Annotated in this window: 17 protein-coding genes; 3 read left to right on the top strand and 14 right to left on the bottom strand. The window is 35.8% G+C overall.

Annotation, left to right across the window (positions count from 1 at the left end):
- The first annotated feature begins 13 nt into the window (after window positions 1-13).
- The gene (locus DRF57_RS09810) at window positions 14-631 is read left to right on the top strand and encodes an HD domain-containing protein (RefSeq protein ID WP_115918240.1); all 618 of its coding nucleotides are present in this window, start codon (window positions 14-16) and stop codon (window positions 629-631) included.
- Between the two features lie 11 nt (window positions 632-642).
- Here the strand turns inward: DRF57_RS09810 and DRF57_RS09805 are convergent, their stop codons facing one another.
- Window positions 643-1,416 (bottom strand): alpha/beta fold hydrolase, encoded by a 774-nt coding sequence (locus DRF57_RS09805; protein WP_115918238.1) that lies wholly within the window; start codon window positions 1,414-1,416, stop codon window positions 643-645.
- A 379-nt stretch (window positions 1,417-1,795) separates the two neighbouring features.
- On the opposite strand from DRF57_RS09805, the gene DRF57_RS09800 reads away from it, so the two are divergent.
- Window positions 1,796-2,413, top strand: coding sequence for a hypothetical protein (locus DRF57_RS09800; protein ID WP_084086202.1), 618 nt, complete (start codon window positions 1,796-1,798; stop codon window positions 2,411-2,413).
- Window positions 2,414-2,498: 85 nt separating this feature from the next.
- Here the strand turns inward: DRF57_RS09800 and DRF57_RS09795 are convergent, their stop codons facing one another.
- The 9 genes from DRF57_RS09795 to DRF57_RS09755 form a co-directional block, all read right to left on the bottom strand.
- Entirely contained in the window at window positions 2,499-3,488 is a 990-nt protein-coding gene (locus tag DRF57_RS09795) for an NAD(P)H-dependent flavin oxidoreductase (RefSeq protein WP_228450405.1), read from the bottom strand.
- A gap of 73 nt (window positions 3,489-3,561) precedes the next feature.
- Window positions 3,562-4,059 carry a hypothetical protein gene (locus DRF57_RS09790; protein WP_115918236.1) on the bottom strand — a complete coding sequence of 166 codons (498 nt, stop codon included), beginning with the start codon at window positions 4,057-4,059 and terminating at the stop codon, window positions 3,562-3,564.
- 141 nt (window positions 4,060-4,200) lie between these two features.
- Window positions 4,201-5,568, bottom strand: a complete 1,368-nt coding sequence (locus DRF57_RS09785; RefSeq protein ID WP_047487601.1) for a peptidylprolyl isomerase — start codon at window positions 5,566-5,568, stop codon at window positions 4,201-4,203.
- An 87-nt stretch (window positions 5,569-5,655) separates the two neighbouring features.
- Complete coding sequence (locus DRF57_RS09780; RefSeq protein WP_115918234.1) at window positions 5,656-6,579, bottom strand: PfkB family carbohydrate kinase; 924 nt, start codon at window positions 6,577-6,579, stop codon at window positions 5,656-5,658.
- 27 nt (window positions 6,580-6,606) lie between these two features.
- Window positions 6,607-7,164 (bottom strand): gliding motility lipoprotein GldD, encoded by a 558-nt coding sequence (gldD, locus tag DRF57_RS09775; protein ID WP_047487595.1) that lies wholly within the window; start codon window positions 7,162-7,164, stop codon window positions 6,607-6,609.
- 44 nt (window positions 7,165-7,208) lie between these two features.
- The gene (gene mutY / locus DRF57_RS09770) at window positions 7,209-8,243 is read right to left on the bottom strand and encodes an A/G-specific adenine glycosylase (RefSeq protein ID WP_115918232.1); all 1,035 of its coding nucleotides are present in this window, start codon (window positions 8,241-8,243) and stop codon (window positions 7,209-7,211) included.
- Window positions 8,244-8,325: 82 nt separating this feature from the next.
- Window positions 8,326-8,787 (bottom strand): hypothetical protein, encoded by a 462-nt coding sequence (locus DRF57_RS09765; RefSeq protein WP_052188573.1) that lies wholly within the window; start codon window positions 8,785-8,787, stop codon window positions 8,326-8,328.
- A 79-nt stretch (window positions 8,788-8,866) separates the two neighbouring features.
- Window positions 8,867-10,228, bottom strand: a complete 1,362-nt coding sequence (locus tag DRF57_RS09760; RefSeq protein WP_047487587.1) for a DUF5458 family protein — start codon at window positions 10,226-10,228, stop codon at window positions 8,867-8,869.
- 21 nt (window positions 10,229-10,249) lie between these two features.
- On the bottom strand, window positions 10,250-10,696 hold the full coding sequence (locus DRF57_RS09755; protein ID WP_047487911.1) for a type VI secretion system contractile sheath small subunit: 447 nt from the start codon (window positions 10,694-10,696) through the stop codon (window positions 10,250-10,252).
- Window positions 10,697-11,036: 340 nt separating this feature from the next.
- On the opposite strand from DRF57_RS09755, the gene DRF57_RS09750 reads away from it, so the two are divergent.
- Window positions 11,037-12,083: a hypothetical protein gene (locus tag DRF57_RS09750; RefSeq protein ID WP_115918230.1), complete on the top strand. Its 1,047-nt coding sequence runs from the start codon at window positions 11,037-11,039 to the stop codon at window positions 12,081-12,083.
- Between the two features lie 64 nt (window positions 12,084-12,147).
- Here DRF57_RS09750 and DRF57_RS09745 read toward each other — a convergent pair whose 3' ends face one another.
- The 4 genes from DRF57_RS09745 to DRF57_RS09730 all read right to left on the bottom strand — a co-directional run bounded on the left by DRF57_RS09745 (window position 12,148) and on the right by DRF57_RS09730 (window position 21,981).
- Complete coding sequence (locus DRF57_RS09745; protein WP_084086208.1) at window positions 12,148-14,244, bottom strand: M13 family metallopeptidase; 2,097 nt, start codon at window positions 14,242-14,244, stop codon at window positions 12,148-12,150.
- Between the two features lie 477 nt (window positions 14,245-14,721).
- Entirely contained in the window at window positions 14,722-16,287 is a 1,566-nt protein-coding gene (locus tag DRF57_RS09740) for a hypothetical protein (RefSeq protein ID WP_115918228.1), read from the bottom strand.
- 160 nt (window positions 16,288-16,447) lie between these two features.
- Window positions 16,448-18,505: a M13 family metallopeptidase gene (locus DRF57_RS09735; protein ID WP_047487574.1), complete on the bottom strand. Its 2,058-nt coding sequence runs from the start codon at window positions 18,503-18,505 to the stop codon at window positions 16,448-16,450.
- A 77-nt stretch (window positions 18,506-18,582) separates the two neighbouring features.
- Window positions 18,583-21,981, bottom strand: a complete 3,399-nt coding sequence (locus DRF57_RS09730; RefSeq protein WP_115918226.1) for a polysaccharide deacetylase family protein — start codon at window positions 21,979-21,981, stop codon at window positions 18,583-18,585.
- Window positions 21,982-22,068 lie beyond the last annotated feature (87 nt).

Genomic DNA, 22,068 nt, shown 5'->3' with positions numbered 1-22,068 from the left:
CCTTTTACGGATCATGATTCTGCAAGACCGTTTTCTACAACTTTGTATTTTATTTACTGATGATCAGGCTTTAATCCAAAGTCTATGGAAGGAAATTGAAAAAAAGCACTCTGAGAAAGGCAGATATTATCACAATCTGTCTCACCTTGAAAATATGTTTCAGGAACTTGAAACGGTAAAACCCCATATCTCTGACTTTGCCACAGTTTCTTTTTCTGTTTTCTATCACGATATTATTTATGATGCAACCTCCAGGTCTAATGAGGAAAAAAGTGCTGGTACAGCTGAAAAAAGGCTTAAGGAAATCGGTGTACCCCATGATACAATTCTGAAGATTTCAAAACAGATCCTGGCCACTAAATCCCATCAAAGATCTGAAGATGAAGATACCCATTACCTATTGGATGCCGATCTTTCTATCCTTGGAAAAGATCTTGCCACTTACCTGGCCTATACCAAAATGATCCGAAAAGAATATTCTATCTATCCGGATTTTCTCTATAAACCCGGGCGAAAAAAAGTTCTTCAACATTTTCTGGAACTTGAAGACATCTTTAAAACTGAGTATTTTAAAGGCCAATACGAAATACAGTCCAAAAAAAATATCACCGCAGAAATTCAGCTACTGTAATTTTTTAATCTTTAAAAAAGCTTACGGATATATTCGGCAGATTTTTCAAGAACCAGCTCAGGAACTTCCTTATGTGGAGTATGTCCAATACCCGGAATAATGTATTTCTCACTACTTCCGCTTACCTGGGAAATAGTTTTCTCTACCTGGTCCAGTGTACCATATTCATCGGATTCTCCCTGGATAAATAATAATGGGCAAATTATATCTTTTAAGAGATATTCAATATTCCAGTTTCTGTAATCATCGCGTGTCCAGGTTTCTGTCCATGCTTTAAAAAGCATTTCTACTTTATCACCATGGTATTTCTTCAAACGTTCCGGAAGATTTGTCGTTTTATAGGCTTCCCATGCATCATAAACCCCTTTTAAGGTAATATCTTCAACAAAAATATGTCCTGCTTCACAAATTACCGCTTCTACTCTTTTGTGATATTTTGCGGCAGCAATTAAAGCAATTGTTCCACCGTCACTATGCCCGAACAGGATCGCTTTGTCAATATTGAGCTGCGCCAACAAATCATTAAGCAGGTCTGCTTCCTGTTCCATATAATTAACTGCTCTTTCATGAGTAATCATAGGATATGATTTGCCATAGCCAAGACGGTCATACACAAGGACATTAGATTGGGTAGCTTCAGACAATTTAGCAGGAAAATCTCTCCAGAGCACTACTGATCCCAGAGAATCGTGAAGAAAGACAATCGTGGGTCTATTTTCAAAGGAGTTATTGTATTCTATATAAAGATTTTTATCACCAACATTTACTATCGTATTCTGTATCATATTCTTTCGCCAATTCTTTTTACAACATCAAATCTCTTTTAACGTGTAAAATACTATTATTTCTTGCAAAATTACCAAATAACAGAATAATATGATAGAAAAGCTCCGGATATTCGAAATAACCCAATTTAGAAGTCTGATTTTAATTTTTAAATGCGCTTTTATTCAAATACTTACCTATTTATTAAAAATTTAATATAAAACATAAAAATAATAACAAATCAAAAAAGACACTATTTAGTGTGTTAAATATTTTATAAAGCCGGGAATATATTTAAAGCAGATACATCAATAAGCTAAAAAAGATACATATATCACAAAAACGAGATTATTATACTTATTTTATATTTGCTGCTGTAAAAAATTAATAACAACAAACATGAAAAACGCAGTAAAGATTTCATCTTTAGCTTTGTTGGCATTGGTAACCTTTTCCTGTTCTACAGAGAATGACATCGCCACAGAAACACAGCAAACAGCCATGGCAAAATCATCGGTAACCAAGTCTACAGAAAGACTGTCAACGACCAAAACCACAGTTCTAGCTGAAAGCAGCAGATCTTATGGAATGGCAGCAGGAGGTTCTTTGGTTCTTAATTATGGAAATGTAAATCTTCATCTTGATCTTCAGCACGACTGTAACCTAGTATTGTATGCAAGTCCTATTCATTGGGTAGGTCTTCATCCAAACCCAGCGAGATGGGCTTCTAATACGGTACAGTCCGGAAGTAACAATCCTTATTTGTCTGCTCAGGGAGATGGAAATCTGGTATTGTATAAAAATACCCCTTATATTGCTTCAAACTCTTTATGGGCTACCAACACTAATGCAGGAAACGTATCTAATCCACAATTTAAAATACAAATTATTAAGAAGAAGGATCAGATATTTGGAGGGATCAGATATTATGCAACTTTTATTCTGGAAGGTAACAACTCTGAAAGACATGAAATGGCAGTTGTAGAGATCACTGATATTTATGAGATAAACAATTAACACCTCTCTATAAAAAGAGATTGCCTCCTATGAAGGCAATCTCTTTTATTATTTTAAAATAAATACTGAAATATAGTACAGCTAACTATAATACAGGCATTTTGATATTTTCAAATTCCTCCAACAGATGATTAAAAACGGTTTCTACCGGCAATATATCGTCGATTAATGCGGAAACCTGTCCTATTTCTAATTCTCCATCTTCCATATCTCCTTCAAACATTCCTTTTTTTGCTCTGGCTCTTCCTAATGAAGCAATTAAAGCTTCTTTATCTCTTCCACTTTGGTAAATAGTTTCCAACTCACCAAAGAACTTATTTTTAACCATTCTTACAGGGGCTAATTCTTTTAAAGTAAGATGTGTATCTCCTTCCTGCAGTTCGGTAATTTTCTTTTTCCAGTTTTCATGTGCACTGGCCTCAGTAGTAGCAGCAAAGCGCGATCCGATCTGTACTCCATCTGCTCCTAAAATCATGGCAGCTTTCATTTGTGATCCCAAAGCAATACCTCCGGCAGCGATTAATGGCTTAGAGATATGTTTCCTCACATTAGGGATCAGACAGAACGTTGTCGTTTCATCTCTTCCGTTATGCCCTCCAGCTTCAAAACCTTCCGCAACAATAGCATCTACTCCTGCATCTTCACATTTTACTGCAAATTTGGTAGAGGAAACTACGTGAGCTACTTTTAATCCTTCTTTCTGAAGTGTTTCTGTATACGTTTTCGGATTTCCTGCTGATGTAAAGACAATTTTCACACCTTCTTCAAGGATAATCTGGATGATCTCTTCAATATTAGGATATAACATCGGAACATTCACCCCAAAAGGCTTGTCTGTGGCTTCTTTGCATTTCCTGATATTTTCTCTCAGGATATCGGGATACATACTTCCTGCACCTATTAACCCCAATCCTCCACAATTGGAAACGGCAGAAGCCAGCCTCCATCCGGAATGCCAGATCATACCAGCCTGAATAATTGGATATTTTATATTAAAAAGCTCTGTAATTCTATTTTGGCTAGCCTGCATGTCATGAAGTTTTTTTGCAGAGTTGAAATCTATAAAATTGCTCATGTGTAAAAATACTAAAAACAACGTTTACCAGGTATCTCAATTGACTAAAAAAGTTATAGAAAACGAAATATTATCATTTCTTATGTGAATCCAAAATATGATCTATAATGGAACTTATCTTTAAAAAATTCTGAACCAGTTCATATACATCTTTTTGTATCCTATCATTTTTTAATTGTATCCAGCCCTGCATTAAGGTAAGTGGTCCATACTGTACACTTACATTAGGCCAGTCTTTATGATACTTCAAAAATTCAGTTCTAAAATCCTGCGCAAAATTTCTACCGGAAATCCTATAGTTTTTTAATTCTCTTACCTTTAGGGCATGGATATTATAATATATTCTATCCTCTTGGATCGCCTTATCATTTACCCATACCGAAAAGAAAATCCTCCCCACTGCATCTAATGGTGACTGATGATCTCCAGACCACTCCGGTTTATATACTTTGAGAGCTACGGATTCCAGAACAATATCTACCGATAGTTTCAATCCCTTACGATCAAGCTTTATTTCTGGAGTTTCCCCTGCTGCCAAATGGAATTGTCGAAGATAAAAGGCAAAGTCCATACGTTTAGTTTATGTAAAGATATTCAATGTTACAATACAAGTATATAAAGAAAGGTAAATAAGATTTTCCATTCAAACCTGTTTCAAGGGATAAAGTTTACTGATAAAAAAAACCTCCAGAGATTCTGAAGGTTTTTGTTTTTATTTTTTAACTGTTGCTTTTTTCCAATTGGATTTAAAATTACAGCTATCATAACGTCCGTTGATGGAGATGAAAATATTTGGTAATTTAGAACTAACAAATTTTTCAATCATTTCATTCTTCTTCTTATTCAGTGCCATTTGTTTTATTCTGCTAAAGTCTGTTTCCAGTGTAATCTGGTGTGCAGGTATAGCATCTTCCAATTTAATGATCTTAACCGTTTTTCTTTTGTTTTCTTCGTCTTCAAAAGCAGTAGTAATATCACCTTTGTTTAATCCGGCTAACTCATAGCTGATTGTTCCCGGGATACTTTCTCTTTCAATTTTATCAGAACCGTCTCCTCCCGGAATAACTCCAGCATTAAATTTGGTTCTTTTATCATCAGAAAACTTAAACGCAGCATCTTTAAATGTCATCTTACCATCTATAATAAGACCTCTGATACTATCTAATTTTGCTTTTGCCGTTTTTAGTTCTTCATCTGTAGGAGTAGCCTTTAATAGAATATGTCTTGCGTCATACACTTTTCCGGATTTTTTTAACAACTGAATAATGTGGTATCCGAATTCAGATTCGATAGGATCTGAAATTTCATTTTCCTGAAGGTTTAATGCTGTAGCTTCAAACTGCTTCACCATCTGACCTTTATTGATATTCTTGTATAATCCTCCGTTGGAAGCAGATCCTTCATCTTCAGAATAAATTCTAGCCTGACTTTCGAAAGTTTCTCCACCTAAGATATCCTGCTTAACTTTTTTCAGTCTGTTGATCAGATCTTGTTTATGAGCTTCCGTCAATGCCGGATAAATCATAATCTGAGCTAAGGTTACTTCATCTTTTATCTGTGGCAACTGCATTTTGTACAGGTTATAAAAGTCGGTAACCTCATTAGGTGTTACGTCGGCTTTTTCAGTAATTCTCTGATATTTTGCCTGCCCGTAGTATTGGTCTATATCAATTTTTTCGATAGCATTCTTCATCTCATAAGCATTTCTGAACTTATAAGCTGCAAGCATTGTTTTTTCATCTGGAAATTGAGAAAGCAACTGACGGTATTTTCCATTGGCTTGCTCCTTGATCGCTGCAGAACGGTTTTCAATCAACGTATCTTTTTTTGCCTCGTATACAAGAAGCTTATTGCTGATAAGGTTTTCCAGGAACTCACATTTATCTGTATTAGAAGCTCCCTGCTGCTTTCCATAATTCATTTGCTCAGTTACATCAGATTCCAAAACAATCTCATCACCGATAACAGCAGCAATACCATCCACTAAATCTCCTTGTTTTAGCTGGGCATTCATCATATTTGAAGAGAATATCATTATGAAAATCCCAAGGAGAAAAGTGATTTTTAGTCTATTTGTCATTTTACTATTTTAAACAAGTTGCAAATTTAGAATTCTTAACGAATTTCACTCAATTTTTTATTATAAATATTTCTTAAAAAGACTTATTTACTGCAGTTCAACATCAAATGTTGTTAATTCTTTAAATTGTCTCAATCTCTCGAACATATCTGCTTCTCCAACTTCCTGAATTCTTTCTGTTCCGAATTTTTCTACGGTAAATGAAGCCATTGCAGAACCTACAATTAAAGCAGATTTCATGGTTTCGAAATCCAGTTTTCCTTTTTTAGCAAGATAAGCGGCAAAACCTCCTGCAAAAGTGTCTCCTGCCCCTGTTGGATCGAAAACATCTTCTAACGGAAGTGCAGGAATAGCAAATACTTTATTATCATGGAAAAGTAAAGCTCCGTGCTCTCCTTTTTTGATGATTACATATTCAGGACCCATGATATGAATTTTCTTCGCTGCTTTTACCAGAGAATATTCTCCTGAAAGCTGTCTTGCTTCTTCATCATTGATTGTGATTACATCTGTCTTAGCAATCATATCCATCAGAATATCCCAAGCGCTGTCCATCCAGAAATTCATGGTATCAAGGATAACAAGTTTGGGACGCTTATTCATTTTTTCAAGTACGGACAACTGAACTCCAGGGTGTAGGTTTCCAAGTAATAAAATTTCTGAATCCTGCATAGAATCCGGAATTTTCGGATCAAAATTTTCCAACACATTCACCTCTGTAGCTAAAGTGTCTCTGGTATTTAAATCATTATGATATTTTCCTGACCAGAAGAAAGTTTTTCCTTCTTTTACAATTTCAATTCCTTCAATGTTTACGTCTCTGTCTGTAAACATATCCAGATGTTCTTGTGGAAAATCTCCTCCTACTACAGAAACGATACCCGATTTAACGCCTAAAATAGATGAAGTGATCCCAATATAAGTGGCTGCTCCACCTAAAATTTTATCCGTTTTACCAAATGGTGTTTCGATTGCATCAAATGCAACACTTCCTACAACTAAAAGTTTCATATATTTTTCAATGTATATTAAAAGTAATTATTTTTTCCATTCAAAAGAGTCCAGCAGGTGCTTCATATCGTTTTTGATATAGTTCACTGCAGGAGCCAGAGAATCCGGTTTCGGTCTCGTATCAAAGTATAAATAAGCAGTCACAAAATGTTTTGTACTGTCTGTGATGTAAAATTGAAGATTGGAAGCACTCTGCCCTTTAAGCTCATAAAAGTTTCCGTAGACCTTTTTTTCAGGATACTCAAAAGATTTTGTATCTATAGAACTGGCTTTAATGGTATGTTCATAAACCATTTTTTCGGCTTCCTTGATATGTTCAGCAAAATCATTTTGTATCGGATAATAAGTAACAAAGATTTTGGCTTTCATTTTTGGATAATTAAGATAGTACCAACACGGTTTTTTAGCTGCCGTAATGGAAGCAAAATCAGAATATTCAAAAGTATAGGCACAATTGTTTTCAAACTTTTGGTATTTCGGAGTTGGATATTCCAGACGCAATTCTCCGTAAGGTTTCGGAGTAGTGTCTTTTCCACATGAAAGTAAAAGCAGTGATACAAAAATAAAAATGACTTTTTTAATCATTTTGCAAAAGTACAAATTAGATTTCAGATTTCGGAAGACAAATTTCAGTCTTTCAGAGAGTTTTGAATGTAATTTTCCAAAGGCTTAGGAAAGGATTTTTCATGAGAACCCTGAATATCCGTAATGAGGTATTGATTTTCAGCTATAAAAGTATTCCACTCCTTCTCTGAAGATACTGCCACATTGAATATTTCAATACTTAAATTCTTGTGAGTCAGTTTATGGGTAATGGTTTTTGATTGGGTAATAAATGGTTCCATCTCTTCAGGAATAGCTGAAGGAAACTCAAATAATTTTTTCCAGATAAAATCATCTTTTCTCTGACGGATCAGAAATTGTCCGTTTCTATGAACGAAATAATAGGTTAAAGCAAGATCTTCTGTCTTTACCTTCTTCGTTTTCACCGGATAATTAGTAACTTTCTGTAAAGAAAATGCAAGACAGTCTTCATTAATTGGGCATTCTCCGCAAAGGGGATTTTTCGGCTTACAGATCTCGGAACCCAGATCCATCATCGCCTGATTAAAATCGCCTACATTGTCAGGCATCACCAAAGCAGCTAATTCTGAAAAATAGGTAAAAGCTCTGGAATTTGAAATATCAAAATCATCAGCAAAAAGACGGCTTAGCACCCTATAAAAGTTTCCGTCAACCGCAGGCATTTTTCCTCCGAAACAGATGCTTGAAACCGCAGCCGCAGTATATTTACCAATCCCTTTTAAGGTTAAAATATCTTGATACTGAGCTGGAAATACCCCCTGATACTCCTCCATAATCTGCCTGGCAGCTTTATGAATATTAATTGCCCTTGAGTAATAGCCTAATCCCTTCCAATATAATAAAACCTCGTTTTCGTCAGCTTCTGCCAATGTTTTTACATCGGGAAATCTTTTGATAAAATTATTATAGTGATTTAACCCCTGACTAATTCTTGTCTGTTGAAATACAATCTCACAGATCCAGATTTTATAAGGGTCTTTCGTCTGTCTGAAAGGCAGATCTCTTGCATTATTTTTATACCACTCCAAAAGCCTGTTTCCTACATGAAGAAAGTCTGAGCCTGTTCTAATATTTTCCAAAAACCTTAATCTATTTATACCACGGAAGAAGCGAGAGCTCTTCTGATGAACATTATTTCGAAGCTGCAAAGATAGGTTTATTTTATTTTTTCTTCACAGAATATACCGGAGCTGCTTTCAGCCACTGATATTTAAGGTTCCTGTCTTTTGCAATAAACCGGTACCCCTGAAGACTTTTCAGGTAAACATACATGGAATCATTATTTTTCAGCTTGAGTCTCTGTGGTGAAAGAAACTGAAATGGATATTCCATAACAGAATCTCTTATTGTTTTCAGTACTTTTCCGGATCTTACTTTATAGATAAAAAAGGGTTTTCCACGGCCTTTTGAACTATCTATCAGCTTTACTTCTGAGCTTGCAATCACCATTTCACTACCATCGAAACATTCATCTTCATTCATAATATAAGCTGTCCCTTCCTGGCGTTCATTGGCAAACATATCGTTTTCATAATTCCCCGGGCTTTGGTATTTTTTTTCACAGCTTACCAAAACTGCCAGTAATAAGACAGGCAGAAGTACCAAGTTCAGTTTTTTATTCATCTTACTATTTATAGGTGTTGGTAGAAAAAAACCGATGAAAAAAATTGCATCGGTTTTTTATTATTTAAAATAAGTTTTTTTATTCCTGAGTATATTCTGCATCCCATTCGTTACCATCATCTCCTTTATGTCCGTCCAGTTTAATAACGAAACTTTTTGTAGGGAAATAAGGGGTCATACGGATATCAAGCCATACTCTGTCTTTGTTCACTCTGTCCTGTTCGAAACGAACAATCTTGAATTTTTCAATTAACTTATCCGGTCCTTTGATATTGTCTAAGAATGTTACGATCTGTCTTCTCAAATCATCTTCGTTCTTAGCGTTCCAGTTTTCAAAAGCTCTTCTGTTCAGGAAGTCAAGTAGTACTTTAGTTACGTAATCGAATACACGAACTACGGAATATGTCTGAAGTCCGATGTTATCTCCTGTAAACAATGTTTTTGCAGAGAATGCCATGATTTTTCCATATTCATTTACCATCGGTACAAGACCCATTTTTTCTAACTGAGAAATTTCACTTTTCTTCAATTCGAATTTTACAGCGTCTACTTCGTTGATATTACCGTGTTTTTTACCGGCTGCTACCTGAGACATTAAAGTCTTGTGGATTTTTCCTGCCAATGAAGTGGAAGGTGGAAGTTCTACGTTTTCCTCTTCACCTACTTCTTCAGCTTTTCCACGTCCTACCAACCAGTTACAAGTCATAATCACATTACTTCTGTGAAGTTCACCTCCTGTAAGGTTTGCCGAGTGGAATAAATCTACCACGTCATCCGGCTTATCAAGATTAGCAAAGTCTGTAACCATCATTACTTTATTCTCGTTACAGATTTTCGCCCATTTTTCAATTACCTTATTTGATCCTAAATATCCTGGTATTGCAAGAATTGAATAGTTATCTCTAAGGTCTAAACGGTCATAATAATTTTTGAATTCTTCAGAAATGGCATCGATAAATAAAGGATTATCTAAATCCGAAACCTGATCGATACTTGCATTGACAATGCTTACGTTGTCTACTTTGTCCAATTCTGTATTTTTATAGAATTGCGCTACCGTTCTGTAGTTGGTTTCCAACAGACGAACAGCATCAAGTGTATTTTTTAAGTTCGTCTTTAAATTCTGATCGGCCTGCTGTGCTTTACTTTTGCACGTTTCAGCCATTTTATCTGCAGATTCGTTTCCTTCCAACAGACTCACCCAAAGGTTGATTTTCTGAAGAAGCTCTTTTCTTTCATCTGCTTTATTGCTATCGGTAAGGAAGATTTCCTTTCTTGCCTTTCTTGTAGGGTTCATATTGGCGACTCCGTCTACAACGGATTCAACAAAGCCAAAACCTCCCATTTTATTGAGCTCTGCAAGTGGGTTACCTTTCGGTTGCCCTGCGTGTTGCTGCTGCCCTTGCTGCTGGCTTTCTTGCGCCTGTAATTTGCTATCCATGATTTAATGTAAAGTCTTTAATTATTTTTCAAGTTCTTGTGCTACGTCTTTCAATACTTCGATGAACGCAGCTCTTGTCTGATCATTCTCCAGCATATTTCGTAGTATTTTATTTGTTTTAAGCTGACGTACGATTTTGTTGTACTGCTCCTGCTCCATGCTCAGCTGCTGCAGATAATCTGATTTCTGAGTAAGGCTTTTAGGAGTAAAGTCGCCAAGATTTTGAAAGCGGAATTCTTCTTCTACCACACTTCCATCTTCTGTTTCATGCTGTACAGCTACAGAAGGCTGAAAATGTCTGAAAACATCTTCTACGGTTTTTAATCCTGTTACAATTTCAGGGGTATAAGATTCTTCTGTTGTAAGCTGGCTTACTATCAGTGATTTATTTTCCTGTATTTCCTGAATAGCTTCATTAGCGTCTACTTTTACCTCGTTTCCGCCAACACCATAATTAAACATTGCCATATTATTATTATTTTGAGATTTACTATTTTGGTTTGGATCTGTTTCTGAGTAATTTACAGACGTATCAAATAAATTACCAATCCAATGTTTAAATTTAAAAAAAAACTGTAACATACAAAATTTTGTCAAGATTTTTCTTGATTTATTTAAATTTAGCTATTATTACTTATCATACAATCACCATCTTACGATATCACTAAGCTATGAAAAATAAACAAAAGTAAACCATAGAAAGATAAAATAAAATTTAGGCCTACTTTGATCAAACATATGTTAAAATAAAAAATCCTCCAACGTAAGGAAAAAATATTCTTTATATTTAAATAAAGTAAACACAATAATGAAAGATGTAAAGATTGCTTTTCGAAAACCAATATATCCTGTTTCAGAAGCACTAGAACAGTATTTGGAAAAACACAACAGAACCACCAAGATCCAGTTTCTATATGAAGACCTGCTAAGATTCAGCGACAGTGTGAATATTCTGGATAAGGAAGGTAAAGATACTTTGTGGCTCGGGGTATTGTATTCTGAATATGAGTTTAAAGAAATAGAGGCTAATTTAAATAAGATTTATACCCTTCTTCATTCCGACGGAGATGAAGCGACTTTACCATATCTGAAAGTAGATACGATCGACTTCTGTACATTCGGAAATTCTAAACCTTTCCGAATTCGGGTGAGAAATATTCTGAATGACAACTATACCAATTTTTATATTAAGCAGGCTGATGCCTCACGCATATACGGACTGGAAATTGAAGACCTTCTTTCTCCCAACCGGGTTAACTTTCTAATTTACAAAAACACCTTAATAGAAGAACATATCTTAGGAATTCCCGGGGATGTTTTTATTAAGAAATACCTACCGAATTGTACAGAATCGGAAAAAGCGCAAATTTCCAAGGAATTTGTAAAATTCAATGAACGCTGCCTTATTGGGCTACTTGGTGACATGCGCTCTTATAATTATGTTATCATTCCTATACACGATTTTGATCAGGTTATTTACAGAATTCGTCCCATCGATTTTGATCAGCAAAGCTACGAGGGGAATTTGAAAGTGTATCTCCCTCAGTATTTCAAAGAAAACAACCTGATGGTTAGTATGGTATTAGAAAAATTGAAAACTAATTCCATAGAGCAATATCGTAAAGAGGTACGTTCACAAATTGTAAAAAGAGTGACCAGTAGCAAAAGCAGATTCGATGAACTCCTTTCTATTATGAAAAAAGAAAACATTGCCCCTGAGGCCAATGTTACAGAGCTAAAAACAGCTTTGCAAAAACTTACTTACGATGTAAATTTCAAGTACTGTCAAACGATGGGAGATATTATAGAAACCGGAATAAAGTTCGTTATCCGAAATTATAAGAAAGCGTATTAAAAAGAGAATCCATCTCACATTGAATTGAGACGGATTCTTTCTTTTCTAACAATTTTTGGTATTACTACCAGATTTTTATTCTGTCCTGAGGAGCTTTATACATTTTATCACCAGGTTTAATATCAAATGCTTTGATAAATGCATCCTGATTAACTAATGGTCCAAATGCTCTGTACACTCCCGGAGAGTGAGGATCTGTTTTTACCTGATTAATCATATACTGATCTGTAGCTTTTGTTCTCCAAACTGTTGCCCAGCTTAAGAAAAATCTCTGATCCTGAGTAAATCCACTGATCTTACCTGGATTTCCTTTATCTTTTAAATACATTTGAAGGGCATCATAAGCCACAGATACACCACCTAAGTCACCGATATTTTCTCCGCTTGTAAATTTACCGTTTACAAAACTTCCTTTTACAGGTTCATAAGCATTGTATTGAGCTGCAAGCTGTCCTACTTTTGCATCAAAGTTCTTGCGGTCAGCATCTGTCCACCAGTTATTAAGGTTTCCGTCACCATCGAAACGGGAACCACTGTCATCAAATCCGTGAGAGATTTCATGCCCGATAACCGCTCCAATACCACCAAAATTCACCGCTGCATCTGCTTTAGGATTATAAAAAGGAGGCTGAAGGATTGCTGCCGGGAATACAATTTCGTTATTTGATCCGCTGTAGTAAGCATTGACAGTCTGTGGAGACATTCCCCATTCTGTTTTATCAACAGGTTTTCCCACTTTATCTAAACTTCTCTGATACTGCCATGCCGCTACATTCTGAAGGTTAGAATATAATGTTGCTCCCTGATTGGTAGATTCCACTTTCAATTGGGTATAATCTTTCCATTTATCCGGATAAGCAATCTTTACTGTAAATTTAGACAGTTTCTCCTGAGCTTTTACTTTTGTTTCCGGAGACATCCAGTCTATATTGGCAATGTGCGTTTTAAATGATTTTAAAAGGTAGTCAATATAAGTTTCCATCTGCTGTTTTGCTTCCGGAGTAAAATATTTCTCAACATATAATTTACCGAAAGCTTCACCAAGAACCCCATTAACCATGGTAAGACCTCTCTTGTTCATTGGACGCTGCTCTTTCTGTCCCTGCAGATATTTTGCATAGAAATCAAATCTGATTTGCTCTAAACTTTCATCCAAATTACTTGCATTACCGTTAATCAGGTGATACTTCAGATAGTCTTTTAACAACGGAAGGTTTTTTTGCGTCACAAACTGATCCATATTCTGGTAATATTTCAGTTCTCCGATGATTACTCTGTCTGTATTCACCCCTGCATCTTTCAAATATTTTGCAAGGTCTATATTTTTAACAAGCCCTGAAAGCTCAGATACATTTTTAGGATTGTATCTCAGGTTAGCATCTCTGTTCTGCTCAAGAGTCAATAAATAATTGGCAAGCTGTTTCTCAAAATCTACCACATTCTGCCCTGCCTGAGCTGAATTCTTATATCCTAAAACCCCGAATAGTTTTCCGACATAAGCCTGATATTCTGCTAAAGTTTTAGTATTTGCATCGTTTACTTTCTGATAATAATCTCTTCCCAGACCAAGATCCGGACCTCCCAGATATACAGCATTCATTTTAGAATTCTTCATATCTGCGCTTACTCGCCAGCCGTAGAATGAATTATCTCCTAATCTTGTTGCTTCCAAAAGGTACTTCTGAAGATCATTAAGGTTTTTAATGGCATCAATTTTTGTCAAATCACTTTTTATAGGTGATAAACCATCTGCATTTCTTTTGCTGGTATCCATAAAAGAAGCGTATAGATTCTGAATTTTCTGACCTTCAGTTCCTTCAGCATATTTTTCAGACAAAATTTTGTTTAAGATGTCCAGAGAAGCATCATCCACATTTTCCCTCAATGCATTGAAAGACCCCCAATTTGCTTTATCAGACGGAATCTGAGTGTTCTTCACCCAATTTCCGTTTACATAGCTAAAAAAGTCATCCTGTGGACGCACATTTGTATCCATATATGATACATTAATTCCCTCATCTTTTACTTCTCCTTTTACTGTCTCGGCAACGACTGCCGTAGCTTCAGTTTTTGTATCTGTCCCTGCAGTCTTTGCTGTACCACAAGAATTAAGAAATACAAGACCTGAAAGGGCAAGTATTCCAATATTTAGCTTTTTCATTAAAGATATTTTTGATTTTACACAAACTTATCAAATATACAAACTTTAATGATAATAGTTGAGGGATAATTGGAAAATGATAGAGTATGTTTAGTTCAGGGAATTGGGAATATGGGGGTTGAATTTCGGGTGTAATGTGGGTTTTAAATTCAGATGGGTGTATGTTAGGCTTTGGCTAAAGCCTGATGATAGGTATTTATGAAGAAAGCGGACTAAAATCCGCTTCTATTGATGGATGATATTTGCTTTATAAGTAAACCGATGATAAACCACCCCGTCAAAAATTCTTTGAATTTTCGACACCCCTCCAGAGGAGGGGAATGATGGAGGTCTTTTATTTACAAATTATGGGTAAAGCATCGACACTTCTAATTTCTTATTAAATCTCTACTACCTACTACCTATAAAAAAACCGTTCATTGCTGAACGGTTTGTATGATTACCAGATTTTAATTCCGGATTTTAAAAAGTAAAAAATTAAATTAGACGTACCTCTCCTGTAATTTTTATAATATCTGAACCTTCAGACACCGGTCTTTTAATATCAATAGTACCATCATTATTGTTAATATGAGATTCCAAAACTCCTGTGGCTGACACTCCGGAAGCATTGAATTCATAAAAGATATTTCCTACAAAAAAACCTTTATAATATCTGGTTCCTGACTGAACATTTACTTCAAGATTCACGTAAATAATCTGCGTCCATGTATTCTTTATCTTCGTTTTAAGATGTAAAAAGCCAGGCAGTGAAGAGTCCAACTCAAATCCAGACGGACCATCATACCCTCGTGTATACTGTCCTGAATAATTTCCTGGAATCAGACCTTTTCCATTTCGGATATTGGCTAAGTAAGAAGGGAACTTTGTTTTAGCATTGATATTAAAATTAGCTCCAAAATTGTCTATTAAAAGATCATTAATAGAATTTCCATGAATCGTATCAAAACTCATTTCCATTCCGTAACCATAATCATTTTCAATATTTTCAAATAACTGCTGATAGTCTGTCATTCCAATAAACGTATTATTAGGTAACAGATGAACATTATTCAATGGCAATCCTTTATATTTTATAAGTCTGTGCTGGGGTTGTACAAATCTGATATAATTATTATCTATTGTAAAGTTATTAATATAATCATTAAATTCAAAAGCTCTGTCGAAGCCTTCAAGGTATGAATTGACAATTGAGCAGTTATATACAGAAGAGTTAAATTGAATTCCTGTTGTGACTCCTTCAATGGATACAGCATCAAAATGACAGGCCGTTAAAGGACCATCAAATTTATATCCCACTAAAGAATTGGCAGCTATCAATGAACGGAAAATATTCAGATTCATTTCACCTGAAAAAATAAAACGCTCACCTAGTCTTGTATCATGCTGATGGGTGGTTCTTAAATCATCAAAAACTGTATAATAATTATTAATTGACTTCAGTAGAGTTGAAAAATTGGCTGAAGAAATATTAAATAATCTGCACCCCTGATGCCAGTCTTTAATAACCAAAGCAGGATGGGCGATATCATAAAAATTGGTCTGAAGGGAAAAATTTCCGAATTTAATCCCTTGAGACATATTTTCATCCTTACCGGTTTCTATTGAACTGATTAATTGACCATTCTTATAATACCCAGACTTAAATACAGTAACGTTAGCTTTTATTAATAATATAGATTCATTAAAATCGTACGTTTTAGATGAAAAGGTAAAATCAGGATGCTGCGGAATTAAAATAGTGTCAGAAATAACATATGTTCCTCTTCCCGCTGTGACCGATAAATTAAACCGATCTGCAATAATAAAAGTCTGCTGAATCGCAGCTGTACTATCAATGACACCCTGTGGTGATGCACCAAACCATCTGATATCTACACGGCTGTCTTCCAGTACTCTTCTGTAGTAAACATTTCCAACTTTTTTAAAAAGAATATCATCACAATAGCTATCAATAATTGGATTATTGTCATATGTTTTATCTGTCTCTATAAAAGTTACCCATTCTCCGATATACGGATCATTAATTTCAATTGTATTCATCTTATTATTCTTATTATTTGGTAGTGAAATAATACATCTTGCAAGATTTATTTCTGAAATCAAAGATATCCATGAATAGCGACAGAACTCGTCGTGTTATAATTCTAAAAACAAAAAATCACCTAAAATTTAGGTGATTTTTTTATGTTAATGATAGGTATTACCAGATTTTAATTCTGTCTTCAGGAGCTTTGTATAGCTTATCTCCTTTTTTCACGTCGAATGCTTTGTAGAATGAATCAACATTGATCAGCGGGCCGAAGCTTCTGAAGTACCCCGGAGAGTGTGGATCTGTCTTCACCTGATTGATCATGTATTTCTCACTTGATAATGTTCTCCAAACAGTTGCCCAGCTTAAGAAGAATCTCTGATCCTGAGAGAATCCACTGATTTTTCCTGGGTTTCCTTTATCTTTTAAGTACATTTGAAGAGCGTCATATGCAATATTTACACCTCCTAAGTCAGCGATATTTTCACCATTTGTGAAAGTACCGTTTACAAAAGTTCCTTTTACAGGCTCATATTTATCATATTGAGAAGCAAGAGCTTTTGTAGCTTTCTCGAAGTTGGCTTTATCTTCCGGAGTCCACCAGTCTACTAAGTTACCGTCTGCATCAAACTGGGCACCTGAATCATCAAATCCGTGGCTCATTTCGTGACCGATAACAGCACCAATTCCACCGAAGTTTACAGCAGCATCAGCTTTAGGATTGAAGAATGGCGGCTGAAGGATTGCAGCAGGGAATACGATTTCGTTGTTTACCGGGTTATAGTAAGCATTTACCGTTTGTGGAGTCATTCCCCATTCTGATTTATCAACCGGCTTACCAATTTTAGCTAAATCTTTATTGTACTGCCATTCAGCAATATTCTGAAGGTTTTTGTATAATGTTCCGTCTTTAGATTCTGGAGTAATTTCTAATTTTGAATAATCTTTCCATTTGTCCGGATAAGCAACTTTCACTGTAAATTTGTTCAGTTTCGTCATTGCTTTTGCCTTTGTTGTAGCAGACATCCACGCTAAATTGTTGATGTGAACCGCAAAGCTTTTCTTTAAATAGTCGATCAATTCTACCATTTGAGCCTTAGCTTCTGCAGGGAAGTATTTTTCAACATATAATTTTCCGAAAGCTTCTCCCAAAGAACCATTGATCAACTCAAATCCTCTTTTGTTTAAAGCTCTCTGCTCCTGCTGACCTCTAAGATATTTACCATAAAAAGCAAATCTCATATTTCCAAGGTTCTCACTTAAGTAAGAAGCACTTCCGTTGATCAGGTGGAATTTTAAATAATCTTTGATGACAGGAAGATTCTTAGCATTCACCAGTTGATCAAAGTTTTTATAATACCCTAATTCTCCGATGATTACCTTATCAGAATTCACCCCTACTTTTTTAAGGTAAGCAGGAAGGTCAACTCCTTTTACCAAAGCAGAAAGCTCAGCCATTGTCTGAGGGTTATACTGAAGGGTATTATCACGGCTCTGCTCATTTGTCAGATAAGTTTTAGCGATGCTTTTCTCGTAATCAACGATACCTTTTGCTGCTTCATCCGCATTTTTGTATCCTAATTCTTTAAGCATTGAAGCTACATATTTCTGATATTCAGCAATAGCTTCTGTATTTTTTTCGTTTACTTTCTGATAATAATCTCTTCCTAAACCAAGAGATGCTTCCCCTAAGTAAACAGCGTTCATTTTAGAGTCTTTCAGATCTGCATATACGCCCCATCCATAGAAATTATTTTCGCCTTCTTTAGTTACAGAAGCAAGATAATTCTGAAGATCAGCAACATTTTTGATGGCATCAATTTTAGTCAGATTTCCCTGAATAGGTTTGATTCCGTCTGCATTTCTCTTCTGCATGTTCATATATGTAGCATACAGATCCTGGATTTTTTTACCTTCGCTTCCATCAGCAAATTTATCCTTCAAAAGCGAGTTCAGGATCGTCATGGAGTTGTTATCCGTGTCTTCAGCTAATTTGTTGAAACTTCCCCAAGTTGGCTTATCAGAAGGAATTTTGGCAGTTTTCATCCATGTTCCACTCACGTAGTTATAAAAATCATCCTGCGGACGTACAGAAGTATCCATAAGGCTAATATCCAAGCCTGTATCTGTGCTGTTTACAACTGTTTTAGTTACTTTAGCCTGGGCATTCACTGTATTTTGTGAACATATTCCTGCTAATAAAAACAAAGAAAGCGTTAGTTTTTTCATTATGATAACAATTTATACAATATGTATGATTTATTTACTATTTGTTACTTTTTTATAAAAACAAATTTAAACAAATATTAAGAAGTTGCTATCTCTTTTACATTTCCTGTTCTTTTCAGGAATCCCCAGGTCTGTATTTCGCCTTTCAGAGCTTTTCTTAAACTTTTAAACAGTACGATATACATCAGCCATCGGTATCCAAATCTCTGCGGAATAACATACAGCAGATTGGTTAATCTTTCACGCTGCATAATAAAGGCGATCAAAGCTAAAGAAGCATCCACCAAAAGGAATATCAGGTAATAGCTAAATATTTTACTGCCATTTCCGGATAAAATTCCAAAAAACATGATGACGTCGGCCAATGGTGAGAAAAACGGTATAATGTATTGGAATAAGAGGATATTAGGCATCGCCCAAAGTCCCAATCCTTTATATTGGGGATTAAGAAAGGTCTGTTTCTGCTTCCAGAACATCTGCATAATTCCGTAAGTCCAGCGGAAACGCTGTTTCAGAAACTGTTTTACGGTTTCCGGAGCTTCAGTAACGGCTATCGCTCTGTTTTCATTCGCTACCGTGTAACCTGCTTTCAAAATCTTCACCGTAATATCACAATCTTCTGCCAGGGTATCCGAAGAATACCCTCCCGCTTCTATGATCACGGATCTTTTAAACGCCCCAATAGCACCGGGAATCACCGTAATTGCATTGATGTGGGCATAAGCAAGTCTGTCAAAATTCTGGCTTGTGGTATATTCTATGGCCTGCCATTTTGTAAGCCAGTTTACGGTATTTCCTACTTTAACATTTCCTGCCACAGCAGCAATCTTTTCTTCAGAACTCGCGTTTAGAAATCTTGCAATCAGATATTTAATAGCATCCTTCTGCAGTTGAGTATCTGCATCAATACATACTACATATTCAGCATCTGTTTGCGAAATCCCAAAATTTAAGGCTGTCGCTTTTCCACCATTTGTTTTTGTGAAAATTTTCAGCTTTGGATTATCCGGAAATGCTTTTTTTGCCTTCTCATAGGTTGAATCCTTACTTCCGTCATCCACCATAATAATATTAAAATTCGGATAGGTCTGTTTCAGCAAATTCTGTAAAGAAGAGACAATATTGACTTCCTCATTATACGCCGGAACAATAATGGACACTTTAGGATAGGATTCCAGAACCGGAAATTCACTCAGATTTTTCTCTTTTCTTTTTTCTTTAAATGCCCAATAAGCCATCAGTAATAATCTGATCAATCCTAATACAATAAAGATTGTAAATAGGGCAACCAGAAAATGACTTATTCCATAAATTACAGTAGCCAATACCAGATTAAGTTGCATGATGTAATAAGATCGTGTTTTAGGGATTTCCGGCATCAGCTCACCTCTGCTTTTATGCAGCAGGTTGGTAAGATTCGTAAAATGGTATCCTTGTTTCTGAAGTGTTGGAATTAAAACTTTCAATGCTTTTACAGTTTCTTCTCTGGTGTCTCCTCCGGCATCATGAAGCAGGATAATATTTCCTCTTTCCTGTTTTACTCCTGCTAATACACGCTTTACAATTTCATCAGCTTTTATGCCCGGCTGCCAGTCTTCAGGGTCTATATTCTCTCCGATATCCAGATAATTCTGCTGTCTTGCCAGCGCTACCGGAATAATTTCTTCTGAAGTAGTAGGCTCTGAATCGGCATTATAAGGTGCTCTGAACAGAATTGTACTGTGCCCTGTGACACATTCTATAAGCAGTCTTGTTAGTTTTAACTCTAATAAAGCTCTTTCCGGGCTTACTTTAGCAACATTCTCATGGGTAAAGGTGTGGTTTCCTATTTCATGTCCTTCCCGATAAATTCTTTTGACAAGCGGGAGGTTTTTTTCAGCATTTAATCCTACTAAAAAGAAAGCTGCCGGAACATGATATTTCGATAATATATCCAACACCTGAGGGGTATATGTTTCATCGGGACCGTCATCAAATGTCAGCACCAGTTCTTTTTGAGGGGCACTTCCATATTTCTTTACTTCATAAGAGCTCGGATACGTAATATAATTTTCATCTGTTATAATTTTCTCTTTGGGATCAATTTCCAATGCTATTTTTCCGTCATGAGGGGTATTCAGTACATCTAAAACTTCACCATCTCCTATATAATCTACCATTGTCTGGCCTTTTACATTCTCCAGCGTCTTTAGATTCAGTTTGGAAAGACCGGCAAATGTCAGATCCTTATCATAGAAGTTCCAGACTCTGCTGTCTTCACTTCCCAATCTCCAAAGTGCCGTTCCTGCCAATGGATATTCGGATGAAAAGCGCATGGTATTGAAAATAGAAGCAGCATCATTGAAAAATACGGTATGGGTAAGATTTTTAGAATCTGTATAAGAGTAATTCAGATTAAAGGTATTGTCATTATAATCAATGACCGCTTTACTGGCACTGGCTTTTGTAATCGCCTGCATATAGGTAACCGAAGCATTGTCATCTGAATTGGAACTCCAGTCATAGCCATAAGCTCCTAACCCCAGAATAATCTTGTTGGGAGCCGTCTTTTTTACAATTTTCCCGGTTTGTTCCTCTATCCATTTTTGAGATGAAATGGGTCCGGCATCGCCGCTTGCGGAATATTCATCATAGGCCATCAGTACAAAGTAATCTACATATGGATCTAATCTCTGGATATTATAATCATCATTATCCGTCATGATATCCATGGTCACCAACAATTGATTCTTTTTAAATGTTTCCGAAAGCTCTTTCATAAAAGCGATCAGGTTCTCATCGGAATCAAGATTCATATCCTCAAAGTCAATATTAATTCCTTTGAAATGATATTTTATACATTGCTGGGTGATTTTTTGGATAAGATGTGTTCTTTTCTGTGGATCGTTAAGGACTTTTCCTAATCCTTCAGAACGGAATTCCCTGTCGGAATTATTACTCAGGATCGGCATTGCGGCAACACCCGTTCTTTTAAGAATTTTATATCCTTCAGGGTCGATATTGGTTTTCAGATCTCCTGTTTTGGGATCAAGAAAAAACCATTCCGGAAAAACAAGATTAATATGTCTGATATTTCTTTTTAAAGACATCAGCGATTGTGGATCCCAGGCCACATAAAATGCGGAACGGATTCCTCCCGGAAACTGCGCCCAGTTTCTGTTTTGATTCTTCAGTCTTTCGGCTCTTGCCTCTTCAATCTTAGAAAGACTGGTATGCATTGTCTTTTCAGAAATAAAGCTTCTGAATCCCTTATATTCTTTAGAAATTTTATTCTCCTGAAGATAGGGTTTGCTAGCAGTAATAACAGCTTTATAGTCTTCTTTAAAGGGAATTTTTGGATTTTTGTCCAGGGTCATCATCAGACCTAAAGCAAGCAGCAACAGTGCCGCAATAAAAATAAATATACGGCTACTCCACTGTACACTTTTCCAGCGTTTCTTACTATTGGTTTGAAAAATCTGTTTTGAGTTTTCCACGTTTATGAAATTTATGGAATGACCTCAAAAAGCGTGAAAAAGTATACCAGAATTAATTAAAAAAAAATTAAAAAAGAAGGTGATCTA

The organism is Chryseobacterium rhizosphaerae, from assembly GCF_003385455.1.
GTDB lineage: Bacteria > Bacteroidota > Bacteroidia > Flavobacteriales > Weeksellaceae > Chryseobacterium > Chryseobacterium rhizosphaerae.
This window is presented reverse-complemented; position numbering and strand designations above follow the sequence as displayed.

Coding starts and splice junctions, on each gene's coding strand:
- DRF57_RS09790 (WP_115918236.1), bottom strand. CDS start 4,059: ATGGACTTTGCCTTTTATCTTCGACAATTCCATTTGGCAGCAGGGGAA.
- DRF57_RS09750 (WP_115918230.1), top strand. CDS start 11,037: ATGAAAGATGTAAAGATTGCTTTTCGAAAACCAATATATCCTGTTTCA.
- DRF57_RS09795 (WP_228450405.1), bottom strand. CDS start 3,488: ATGAGCAATTTTATAGATTTCAACTCTGCAAAAAAACTTCATGACATG.
- DRF57_RS09805 (WP_115918238.1), bottom strand. CDS start 1,416: ATGATACAGAATACGATAGTAAATGTTGGTGATAAAAATCTTTATATA.
- DRF57_RS09745 (WP_084086208.1), bottom strand. CDS start 14,244: ATGAAAAAGCTAAATATTGGAATACTTGCCCTTTCAGGTCTTGTATTT.
- DRF57_RS09785 (WP_047487601.1), bottom strand. CDS start 5,568: ATGACAAATAGACTAAAAATCACTTTTCTCCTTGGGATTTTCATAATG.
- DRF57_RS09755 (WP_047487911.1), bottom strand. CDS start 10,696: ATGGCAATGTTTAATTATGGTGTTGGCGGAAACGAGGTAAAAGTAGAC.
- DRF57_RS09800 (WP_084086202.1), top strand. CDS start 1,796: ATGAAAAACGCAGTAAAGATTTCATCTTTAGCTTTGTTGGCATTGGTA.
- DRF57_RS09810 (WP_115918240.1), top strand. CDS start 14: ATGATTCTGCAAGACCGTTTTCTACAACTTTGTATTTTATTTACTGAT.
- DRF57_RS09735 (WP_047487574.1), bottom strand. CDS start 18,505: ATGAAAAAACTAACGCTTTCTTTGTTTTTATTAGCAGGAATATGTTCA.
- DRF57_RS09740 (WP_115918228.1), bottom strand. CDS start 16,287: ATGAATACAATTGAAATTAATGATCCGTATATCGGAGAATGGGTAACT.
- DRF57_RS09780 (WP_115918234.1), bottom strand. CDS start 6,579: ATGAAACTTTTAGTTGTAGGAAGTGTTGCATTTGATGCAATCGAAACA.
- DRF57_RS09760 (WP_047487587.1), bottom strand. CDS start 10,228: ATGGATAGCAAATTACAGGCGCAAGAAAGCCAGCAGCAAGGGCAGCAG.
- gldD (WP_047487595.1), bottom strand. CDS start 7,164: ATGATTAAAAAAGTCATTTTTATTTTTGTATCACTGCTTTTACTTTCA.
- DRF57_RS09765 (WP_052188573.1), bottom strand. CDS start 8,787: ATGAATAAAAAACTGAACTTGGTACTTCTGCCTGTCTTATTACTGGCA.